Origin of the sequence: Actinomadura sp. NPDC049753 (assembly GCF_040674655.1) — a bacterium.
Classification (GTDB): Bacteria; Actinomycetota; Actinomycetes; order Streptosporangiales; family Streptosporangiaceae; genus Spirillospora; species Spirillospora verrucosospora.
Map to the genome: position 1 here is coordinate 1 of NZ_JBFARL010000254.1, position 10,246 is coordinate 10,246.

Sequence of the window (10,246 nt, forward strand, 5' to 3'; positions counted from 1 at the left end):
GCCGACGCCGCCGCGGGCCGCCCGGTCACCGAGGCCGAGGTGCGCAAGCGGCTCGCCGCCGCCCTCGTCCTGCTCGCCGTCGTCGGGTTCCTCGTGCTGCGCCCGGACGGCCCGCCCGGCAACGTCGCCACGACGTTCAGCGACGACTTCTCCAACGACGGCTCCGACTGGGGCACCTTCAACGGCCAGTACGGCTACATGAACGGCGGCTACCGGCTGGAGACCCAGGGCTCGACCGGCGCGGTGAGGCGGGACGTGCCCAAGGACGACTTCGCCCCCGACCCGATGCTGGCCACCGTCACCACCAGGGTCGCCCAGGGGTCCCCCGACGGCATGTACGGCCTCACCTGCCGCATGACCGAGGACGGCGCGAACGAGTACATGTTCCTCGTCCGCAACGACGGCAAGGGCGCGGTGCTCCGCAAGCTCACCAAGGACCGCGGCACCAAGGAGCTCGACAGCACCGACTCGGTCCCCGGCCTCTCCGAGGGCGAGTCGAACAAGCTCCAGATCGCCTGCGAGAGCGGCAACGACGGCAAGCAGGTCCGGCTGCGGCTCTGGGTGAACGGCCACCGGGTCGTCGACGCGACCGACACCGACCAGCCGCTCGGCAACGGCAAGGCCGGCCTGCAGGTCGAGCGGGGCGGCAACGCCGCGCAGCAGATCATCGTCGACTTCGACGACTTCGACCTGTCGAAGATCCTCGACTAGGCCGGCGCCGGCCGGTCCGGCAGGTAGCCGTTCGTCCACCGGGTCAGCTCCGCGAAGACCTGCGAGCGGGCCGGTTCGGCGGACAGCACCAGGTCGTGCAGGCCGCCCTCGATCCGCACGAGCGTGACGTGCCGCCCGATCCGCGGCGCCCACTTCGTCATGTGCTCGACGTCCAGGACGGCGTCGGCGCCCGTCACGTCCAGCACCCCGCGGGTCGGGCGGACGCTGCGCGTCGACGCCATGACCAGCACCGGGACGTCGACGTCCAGGCCGCGGTGCAGGCGCAGCTGCCCCCGCCGCACGGCCGCCAGCCACGCCGCCCGCACCGGGAACCCGGCGAGCGGCTTCCAGGCCAGGTCGAACTCCCACTCGCCCTCGTGGTCGCGGTGGATGCTGCGCGGGTACCGGTCGGACACCCCCGCGGGCAGCTTCGCCTTCGGGAACCGAGGACGCAGCGCACGCGCCAGGCCCGCGCCGACCTTGCGCATCACCAGCGGCTCGGCGAGGTCCAGGAACGGGCTGTTGAGGAACACGCCGTCGATCAGGCCCTTGCCCCTGGCCCGGTCGGCCCACAGGGCCGCGACCAGGCCGCCGGTCGAGTGGCCGTTCAGCAGGAGCGTGTCGTGCCCGTCCACGTCCCGGACGATCCGGACCGCCTCGTCGATCTCCGGGAAGTAGTCCGACAGGCTCTCGACGAAGTTCGGGGTCTGGTGCGGACGCAGCGAGCGCCCGTACTTGCGCAGGTCAAGCGCGTAGAAGTCGAAGCCGAGCTCGACGTAGAAGTCGGCGAGGTGCCGCTGGAAGAAGTAGTCGACGAACCCGTGCAGGTAGAGCACCGCCCGCCGGGACGGGTCGCCGCCGCCGCGGCGCCGCACGAGCGTCGCCACGACCTCGCCCTCGGCGTCCCGGCCCATCGGCAGCTCGATCGCCTCGTACCCGGGGCCGAGCACGTCCGCCGTAACGTCCACATTTCCTCCCGCTGTCCGGTGAACTGATGCCCCATGATCGGGCGTCAAAGAGACCGACCGTACGACAGACTGAATCACAGCCCCTCTCCACCCCGGGAGTCGAGTCATGCAGGCGCCCCTCCGTGACCGAGACCCGCGGCTGCTCGGCCCGTACGTGCTCACCGCCCGCCTCGGCCGGGGCGGCATGGGCACCGTCTACCTCGGCGAGGACGAGTCGGGACGGCGGGTCGCGGTCAAGGTCATCAACGCGGAACTGGCCGACGACGAGGCGTTCCACGAGCGGTTCCGCAGCGAGGTGACGGCCGCGCGGCAGGTCAGCCGGTTCTGCACCGCCGCCGTCCTGGACGCCCGGCTCGACGGCGACCCGCTGTACGTGGTGACCGAGTACGTCAACGGGCCGTCCGTCGAGGAGGCCGTGAAGGCGGACGGCCCCCTGCGCGGCGGCGACCTGGAGGCCCTCGCGGTCAACGTCGCGACGGCGCTCGGCGCGATCCACGGCGCCGGGATCGTGCACCGCGACCTCAAGCCGTCCAACGTGCTGCTGTCCCCGACCGGGCCGCGCGTGATCGACTTCGGCATCGCCCGCGCGCTGGACGCCACCGAGGGCCCGACCCGGACCGGCCAGTTCGTCGGCACGCCCGCCTACATCGCGCCCGAGCTGATGCACGGGCGGGAGATCACGCCCGCCGCCGACGTGTTCTCCTGGGGCTGCGTCGTCGCCTACGCGGGCACCGGTCGCGCCCCGTTCGGCGGCGGGACCCTCCCGGAGGTCATCAGCCGGGTGACGTCCGCCGGCCCCGACCTGGAGGGCCTCGACCCGGCCGTCCGCGATCTCGTGGCCCGGTCGCTGGCCAAGGAGCCCGCCGAACGTCCGACGGTGAAGCAGCTGATCCAGGCGCTGACCGGCGAGGACGCGCCGCCCGCGGCTCCGCCCGCCGTCGCGCCGCCCGAACCGGAACCGGCGCCGGGCCCCGTGCCCGCACCGGCGCCCGGACCCCTGACGAGCGTCGACTCGGTACCGCCGACGCGTCCGATCGGCGCGCCGGCGCCGGCGGCCCCGGCGAAGAAGCCTTCCCGGCACCGCGACCGGGGCCTGCTCATCGTCGCGACCGGGGCGGTCCTCGCCGTCTCCGCCGTGATCGGCGCCCTCGACATCCCGGGCGGCGACGACGCCCCGGACGCGTCGGGGCCCAGCGGGGCCGCCGTCCTCGGCGACGAACCGCCGGACGTCAAGGACAAGGTCTTCGACGACGGTTTCAACGACGCCGACTCCGGCTGGAAGACGGCCGCCACCCCGGCCTTCGACGCGGCCTACCGCGACCGGAAGTACGAGATCCACGTCCTGCCGAAGGCGCGGCGCACGACCGTCGACGCACCGGTGAGCAGGATCCCCGACTCCCAGCTCATCGAGGTCGAGGTGACGCCGAAGGACGCCTACGGCGAGGCGGGGGTGTACTGCATGGGAAGCACGGGCTACGCGTTCCTCCTCGGCTCGGACGGCCGTGCGCGCATCGCCAAGCTGGCCACCTGGCAGGCGCAGACCGTGACGACCGGCGTCGCCCCCAGGCTGCGCGAGAGGAACCGCCTCCAAGCCGCCTGCGTCAAGCGCCAGGACGGCAACATCGACCTGGCGATGTGGGTCAACGGCGAGCCGGTCGCCTCGTCCGCCGCCACCCCGCCGAGCAGCGTCCCCGGCAACAGCGGCCTGCTCGTGGTCCGCGACGAGGGCGCGACCGGATGGCCGCAGGCGGTCTTCGACGACTTCGCGCTCTGCGGGATCTGACTTCCGTCAGGCGCATCCACGCAGGTCACCTACTGTTGTCGTGATGTCTGAGAGCAGTGGCGGCACCGGACTGCGCGCCGGGCTGCGCCGCCGCCACATGACGATGCTGGCGATCGGGGGCGCGATCGGCGCCGGGCTGTTCGTCGGCAGCGGCGCCGTGATCAGCACCGCCGGGCCCGCCGCCGTCCTGTCGTACGCCGCGGCCGGCCTGCTGGTGCTGTGCGTGCTGCGGGCGCTCGGCGAGATGGTCGTCGCGCGCCCGGTCGCCGGGTCCCTCGCCGAGTACGCGCGGATGGCGCTCGGCCCCTTCGCGGGTTTCACCATCGGCTGGCTGTACTGGTACCTCTACGTGATCCTCGTCGGCGCCGAGGCGACCGCGGGCGCCGGAATCCTCGCCGGCTGGACCGGCCTGCCGCAGTGGGCGCTGGCCGCCGCGCTGCTGGTCGCGATGACGGCGGTGAACCTCGTCTCCGTCCGGTCCTTCGGGGAGTTCGAGTTCTGGTTCGCCTCGATCAAGGTCGCGGCGATCCTGGTGTTCGTCGTCCTCGGCGTCCTCTACGTCACCGGCCTCTGGCCGGACTCGCCCGGCGGCCTCGCCGTGCTCACCGGGCACGGAGGGTTCGTCCCGAACGGCGCCGGATCGGTCTTCACCGCCATCGTCGCGGTGATGTTCGCGTTCGGCGGGACGGAGATCGTCACCATCGCCGCCGCGGAGAGCGAGGAGCCGGGCCGGGCGGTCGCGAGGGCCACGAGCAACGTGCTGTGGCGCGTCGCGCTGTTCTACGTGCTGTCGATCCTGCTCGTCGTGTCGATCCTGCCGTGGAACGACGCGAAGATCCTCACCAGTCCGTTCGTCAGCGCCCTGGACCGGCTGGACGTGCCCGCCGCCGGCACCCTCATGGAGGCGGTCATCCTCACCGCCGTCCTGTCGGTCCTGAACTCGGCGATCTACGTCTCGTCCCGGATGCTGTACGTGCTGACCCGCGACGGCGACGCCCCCGCCGGGCTGGTGCGGCTGAACCGGCGCGGCGTCCCCGTCCGGGCGATCCTGCTCGGGACGGTCGCGGCGTGGGCGGCGGTCGTCGCGTCCTACGTCTCCCCCGACCAGGTCTTCAAGTTCCTGATGAACTCGATCGGGGTCGTGCTGGCCTTCGTCTACCTGGCGATCCTGTTCTCGCAGCTGCGGCTTCGGTCCCGGCTGCGGCGCGAGGATCCTGCGAGCCTCACCTACCGGATGTGGCTGTTCCCGTACCTGACCTGGCTGGTCATCGCCGCCCTGCTCGCCGTGCTGGTCTCGATGGCGTTCATGGACGGGCAGCGCTCCCAGCTGGCCGCCTCCCTGGTCAGCCTCGCCGTCGTCGCGCTCGCCTACCCGCTGCGCCGCCGCTTCGGCAGGCGGCCGCCGGTCGCCGCTCCCGTCGCCGCGGCGCGCGGGACCGGGGGCTAGCTCAGTCCTTGCGGCCCGTCGCCGCGACGGTGACGCCGAGACCGATCATCATCAGGCCGCCGGTGCCGCCGATCGCCGCGAGGCGGCGCGGCGAGCGGGCGAACCAGTCGCGGGCCGTCCCCGCCGCGATCCCCCACAGGCTGTCGCAGCACAGCGCGATCAACGCGAAGATCGCGCCGAACAGCATCATCTGGAGCTCGACGTGGCCGTTCTCGCGCACCACGAACTGCGGCAGGACGGCCGCGAAGAACACGGTCGTCTTCGGGTTGGTGATGCCGACGAAGAAGCCCTGCAGCAGCGCCCGGCCCCCGCCGCGCTCCGCCTCGCTCCCGGCGATCGCCTCCTGCAGCGAGCGCCGGTGCCGGATGGCCTGCACCCCGAGGTAGACGATGTAGACCGCGCCCACGATCTTCAGGGCGGTGAACACGACGGCGGAGCGGGCCACGATCGATCCGACGCCCACCGCGACCGCCGCGGTCAGCACCAGGGCGGCGAGCACCCCGCCGACCACGCCCGCGAGCGCGGTGCGCCGGCCGTGCGCCAGCGCGCGGCCGACGACGAACAGGACGGACGGCCCGGGGATCAGGATGATCGCCAGCGCCATCGCGGAGAACGCCAGAAGCTGATGAATCGACACCATGACCCGGAGAGTACGCATTCCGGCCATGGCGGCCCACCCGTTTTTCCGGGGGTCAGCTGGTGAGGACTTCCCAGGCGGCGCCGCGGCGGACCAGGAGGTTGTGCGTGAGGAGACTCCCCGCGGGGACGTCCCACACCGGGTCGTCGCCCTCGTCCCCGCGGTCCTCGGCCCACACCTGCGAGACCGCCCAGCGGAGCTTGTCGACGCCGTCCGGGTGACCGGTGCCGGACGCGACGAACACGTCCCGCGCGGGCGCCGCGACGACGAGGTCGCCCTCCACGTCCTGCGCCAGCTTCTCCAGGAACCCCTCGTCCAGCAGCAGGCCCGACTCCAGGCCCCCGCCCCCCGCGGACGCGCCCAGCGACACCGTCACGGCGCGCGCGTCGGGATACCAGCTGAGGCTCAGCTCGGGACGCAGGTCGCGCAGGTTGATCACCGCGTGGCGGCGCAGCTCGCCCTGCGCCACCCCGAGGTCGGCGCAGTGCCGGCGCGCCACGTGCTCGTAGCGGCGGCCGGACGGGGCCCCCTCGTCGGCGACCTCGAGCGCGTAGGTGACGTACAGGTCGGCGGCGAACGGGTCGCGGATCGGCTCCTCGTCCGCCGGGAGCGGGAACTCCAGCTGGACCTCGGCCGGCACCCGCGCCTTCATCAGCGGGACGATCAGCTTGGACCGCGGGTCGGTCACGGGGTGCTCCTCCTGGTGCTCTGCCTGCGTGCGCCTGTGTTCACGAGTGGATCACCCTACCGCCGGAGGGCGGCGCCGGGGCTCCGCCGGGCGGGACGACGGGCAGTCCCCCCGGCGCGCCGCGCTCGATGATCCGCCACACGGCCCCGGTGTCCATGTGCTCCTCGACGAGGTCGCCGAGCGCGTCCAGGGTCGCCTCCCTCAGCGCCCCGAAGGACACGTCGGGGGCCGGGACGAACCGCCTCCCCGCCGTCCGGGCGACGTCCGCGAGGAACGCCCTGCGGAAGCCGTCGTTCTCCATCGCGCCATGCCAGGTCGTCCCCCACACGGCGCCTTCCCGGCACCCGTCGAGGAACGGCTCCCCCTCCGCGCTCACGATGCCGTGATGGATCTCGTAGGCGTTCACGGTCTCCCCATAGGCGCTCCCGGTGGGCCGCCCGAGAGTCTTCTCCTTCTTGAACTCGACTCTCGCGGGAAGGAGACCGAGCCCCGTCGCTCTCCCCTCCCCGGACTCGACACCGTCCACGATCTCCTCGGCCAGCATCTGGTAACCGCCGCAGATCCCGAGGACCGGCCGGCCCTCCTCGGCCCTCCTGCAGATCTCATCGGCCATCCCCCGGTCGCGGAGCCACGCCAGATCGGCGACGGTGGCCCGGGTCCCCGGAAGCACCACCAGGTCGGCCTCGGCCAGGTCGCCGGCACTCGCCGCGTACCGGACGACGACGCCGGGCTCGCAGGCCAGGGCGTCCATGTCCGTGAAATTGGAGATGCGCGGGAACCGGACGACGGCGATGCGCAGCGTCTCCTTCCCGTAAGGCCCTTTCGCGTCGGGCCTCGGCGCGTCCAATGCCAGGGTGTCCTCGGAGTCGAGATACAGGCCGAGTTTCCAGGGCAGCACTCCCAGCGTCGGACGCCCGGTGAGCATCGCGAGCTGCTCCAGCCCCGGCGCGAGAAGCTCCGGCGCCCCCCGGAACTTGTTGATGACGAATCCGGCGATCAGCGCCTGGTCGGCGGGTTCCAGCAAGGCGACCGTGCCGTAGAGCGACGCGAAGACACCGCCCCGGTCGATGTCGCCGACCACCACCACCGGCAGGTTCGCGGCCCGGGCCAGCCCCATGTTCACGATGTCGCCGCCCCGCAGGTTGATCTCGGCAGGACTCCCGGCCCCCTCGCACACCACCACGTCGTACTTGGCCCGCAACTCCTCAAGGCACTCCAGCACGACGCCCTTGAGCCGCTCCTTGTGCGCCCCGTACTGGAGCGCGTCGACCTCCGCCACGGGCTTTCCCAGCACCACGACCTGGCTTCTGCGGTCGCTTCCCGGCTTGAGCAGCACCGGATTCATCAGCGCCGCGGGCTCCACCCCCGCAGCCTGCGCCTGCATGTACTGCGCCCGCCCGATCTCCGCCCCGTCGCTCGTCACCATCGAGTTCAGCGACATGTTCTGGGCCTTGAACGGTGCGACCTTCACCCCCTGCCGTGCCAGCCACCGGCACAGCCCCGCGGTGACGACGCTCTTCCCCGCGTCCGAGGTGGTCCCCGCCACCAGAAGCCCGCTCACCGCACACTCCAGACCACGGCCGCCGCCGCGAACGTCACCGCCGCCGAAAGCCGGACGGCCCTCCGGATGTCCCTGACCTCGGGCGCCCGCCCGTCCCCCATCTCGGGCCGCCGCTCGACCCGTCCGCCATAGGCGTTGGCGCCGCCCAGCCTCACCCCGAGCGCCCCGGCGAAAGCGGCCTCGCACCGCCCCGCGTTGGGACTCGGATGCTTCGCACCGTCCCTGCGCAGAACCCGCCAGGCCTCCCGCCCCGAACACAGAGCGACCAATCCTCCGGTGACCCTCGCCGGAACCCAGTTCGCGACATCGTCCAACCGCGCCGCCGCCCACCCGAACCGCTCGTACCTCGGACTCCGATACCCGACCATCGCGTCAAGCGTGTTCACGGCCCGGTACATGAGCAGCCCCGGAATGCCCGCCACCGCTCCCCAGACCAAAGGCGCGATGGACGCGTCCGACGTGTTCTCGGCCACCGACTCCACCACCGCACGGCTCAGATCGCGAGCGTCCAACCCCCGCGGATCCCTGGCACACAGATGGGAAAGCCGCTCCCTGGCCTCCTCCACGTCGCCCCGCTCCAGCACCCGCGCCATGTGGAGCCCTTCACGCCCCAACGACGTCCCGCCGAGCACGGCCCAGGTGACCCCGGCGGTGACAAGACAATGCACAAGAGGTCGCCGGCTCACCCGCTCAAGCGCAACCCCCGCGGCCCCGGCACCACCCACCAGGGCCCCGACATAGACAACACCCCGCCAGCGCGAGTCCCCATAGACCCAGCGCTCGACCCCGGACGCCACCTGCCCGAACCCGGCCACGGGATGCCACCGCTTCGGGTCCCCGAAAAGAGCGTCCAGCGCGACCCCGAGAACCAGCCCCTCACCAGAGACGCGCATCGAGCTCATCCCAGTGCCGCTCCAGCCAATCCTGAGCCCGCCGTATCCGGGGCCCGGCGCCCCCCTGCCAGATCCGCGCCCATCCCCCACCGCGTTCAGCCCTCCCGCGCATCGCCCGATAGGACCGCTCGAACCGCACCCGCGCCGCCGGCAGCACCTCCCGCCGCCGCTCCCGGTCCAGCCCGTAGGCATCGCAGAAGATCCGCAGCCGCCGGCCCACGTCCGCCCCGTAGAGCACGGCGTCCCGATCGGCCGGATCCTCGATCGGCCCCCAATGCCGCAACGCCGTGACCACGTCGAACACCCGCGTGGTGGGCCGCGCGAGATCGAAGTCGATCAGAGCGACCGGCCGCCCGCCCCGGAAGACGACGTTCTCCGGCGTCACATCGCAATGCCCGATGACCTCGGGCTCCCCGTCGACGTTGGACGTCTCCGCGTCCCACGGCGCCCCCACCGGCGCCTCGTACGACGCGACGGCGTCGTGGTACCGCCTCAGCAGCCGCCCCACGCCCCGCAGCACGTCCTCCGAGACGACGGACGCCGCCAACGGCCGCTGCGGAACCTCCCCGGGCACCCAGCTGAGCACCTCCCGCCCCAGCTCATCGACCCCCAGCACCCGCGGCGCCTCGAACCCCACGTCCTCCAGATGCCGCAGCAGCCCATGGACCGCCGGACTGTGCGCCCTCAGCGGCCGCCGCACCGTCTCCCCGACCCGCACCACACCCTCCGACACGGCCCCACCGGAGAGCGGCACCTCAATGTTCACCGCCACAGCACCCCAAGATAGGACCCCCGCCCCAGCGGTAAGGCCGTTATAGATGTGGAGCCGGACGACGTGCGCCCTTACACTGTGTCCCGGCGTCCCGCCGGGCGCCGAGCGCCCGTAGCTCAGCTGGACAGAGCATCGGACTTCTAATCCGACGGTCGCGGGTTCGAATCCTGCCGGGCGCGCCGTCACCACCAGGTCATCTATGCACTGACCTGTGAGAACGTCTCTCGCCGTTGTCACGCCGGATGCAGCCAGATGCCACCAAACGCAGCCGCGCGGCACTGTTCCCGGAATATACGCGGAATAACCCGGCCCGCGTTCCCGCAGGTCAGCGCAGACGGGAAGAGAGGCCCCGGAACACTCCGGAGCCCTCTCCACTGTGGTGCCGATCACACCAACGCGTCCTCGATGCGCTGGTTTGCGACGTCCCGTTGCCCGTCTATGCACTTAGCGTAAACACGCAACATACATCGACCCCGTGCCCAGCACGTTCGGCCGCTTCGGGCGCATGGACACCCGCGTTCAGCCACAGCGACACCGCCGCATGCCGCAAGTCATACGGCCGGGCCGCCAACGGCGATTCGACCTGATCGGGAGTCAGCGCCAGGGCGCGAGCCCGCTTCCACACCTGCGCGTAGGCGGAGCCGGAGAACGACTGCCCACCGCTTGTGACGAACAGCCGCCCATCCTCGGCCGTCCGGCACGCCGGGGTGCCCAAGCAGCTCGACAAGATGCTCAAGAAGGTCGAGGCCGCCCTGGCCGAGCGGACCGAGGTCGCGCTGCGCCTCC

Annotated in this window: 9 protein-coding genes and 1 tRNA gene; 4 read left to right on the forward strand and 6 right to left on the reverse strand. The window is 72.2% G+C overall.

The genetic code is table 11. The features are described 5' to 3' along the window. On the forward strand, nucleotides 1-711 hold a 711-nt coding region (locus AB0K37_RS37100), incomplete at its 5' end, for a hypothetical protein (RefSeq protein ID WP_363989477.1). Here AB0K37_RS37100 and AB0K37_RS37105 read toward each other — a convergent pair. Beyond that, the gene (locus AB0K37_RS37105) at nucleotides 708-1,679 is read right to left on the reverse strand and encodes an alpha/beta hydrolase (protein ID WP_363989480.1); all 972 of its coding nucleotides are present in this window, start codon (nucleotides 1,677-1,679) and stop codon (nucleotides 708-710) included. The genes AB0K37_RS37100 and AB0K37_RS37105 overlap by 4 nt on opposite strands. Nucleotides 1,680-1,785: 106 nt before the next feature. On the opposite strand from AB0K37_RS37105, the gene AB0K37_RS37110 reads away from it, so the two are divergent. Together AB0K37_RS37110 and AB0K37_RS37115 are read left to right on the forward strand one after the other, a co-directional pair. After that, nucleotides 1,786-3,462: a serine/threonine-protein kinase gene (locus AB0K37_RS37110; RefSeq protein ID WP_363989483.1), complete on the forward strand. Its 1,677-nt coding sequence runs from the start codon at nucleotides 1,786-1,788 to the stop codon at nucleotides 3,460-3,462. Between the two features lie 43 nt (nucleotides 3,463-3,505). Continuing rightward, the gene (locus AB0K37_RS37115) at nucleotides 3,506-4,909 is read left to right on the forward strand and encodes an amino acid permease (RefSeq protein WP_363989484.1); all 1,404 of its coding nucleotides are present in this window, start codon (nucleotides 3,506-3,508) and stop codon (nucleotides 4,907-4,909) included. Nucleotide 4,910: 1 nt separating this feature from the next. Here AB0K37_RS37115 and AB0K37_RS37120 read toward each other — a convergent pair whose 3' ends face one another. Genes AB0K37_RS37120 through AB0K37_RS37140 form a run of 5 tightly spaced genes read right to left on the reverse strand, consistent with a single transcriptional unit; the run spans nucleotide 4,911 to nucleotide 9,460 of the window. Further along, complete coding sequence (locus AB0K37_RS37120) at nucleotides 4,911-5,549, reverse strand: LysE family translocator (RefSeq protein WP_363989487.1); 639 nt, start codon at nucleotides 5,547-5,549, stop codon at nucleotides 4,911-4,913. Between the two features lie 52 nt (nucleotides 5,550-5,601). After that, nucleotides 5,602-6,234: a DUF1444 family protein gene (locus tag AB0K37_RS37125; protein ID WP_363989489.1), complete on the reverse strand. Its 633-nt coding sequence runs from the start codon at nucleotides 6,232-6,234 to the stop codon at nucleotides 5,602-5,604. 40 nt (nucleotides 6,235-6,274) lie between these two features. After that, nucleotides 6,275-7,795, reverse strand: a complete 1,521-nt coding sequence (locus AB0K37_RS37130) for a cobyric acid synthase (RefSeq protein ID WP_363989491.1) — start codon at nucleotides 7,793-7,795, stop codon at nucleotides 6,275-6,277. Then, the gene (locus tag AB0K37_RS37135) at nucleotides 7,792-8,697 is read right to left on the reverse strand and encodes a cobalamin biosynthesis protein (RefSeq protein WP_363989493.1); all 906 of its coding nucleotides are present in this window, start codon (nucleotides 8,695-8,697) and stop codon (nucleotides 7,792-7,794) included. The genes AB0K37_RS37130 and AB0K37_RS37135 overlap by 4 nt, the downstream gene beginning before the upstream one ends. Then, the gene (locus tag AB0K37_RS37140) at nucleotides 8,672-9,460 is read right to left on the reverse strand and encodes a phosphotransferase (RefSeq protein WP_363989495.1); all 789 of its coding nucleotides are present in this window, start codon (nucleotides 9,458-9,460) and stop codon (nucleotides 8,672-8,674) included. Before AB0K37_RS37140 ends, AB0K37_RS37135 begins: the two co-directional genes overlap by 26 nt. A 105-nt stretch (nucleotides 9,461-9,565) precedes the next feature. Here AB0K37_RS37140 and AB0K37_RS37145 point away from each other — a divergent pair. Further along, nucleotides 9,566-9,639: transfer RNA gene (locus AB0K37_RS37145), tRNA-Arg, on the forward strand. Nucleotides 9,640-10,246 lie beyond the last annotated feature (607 nt).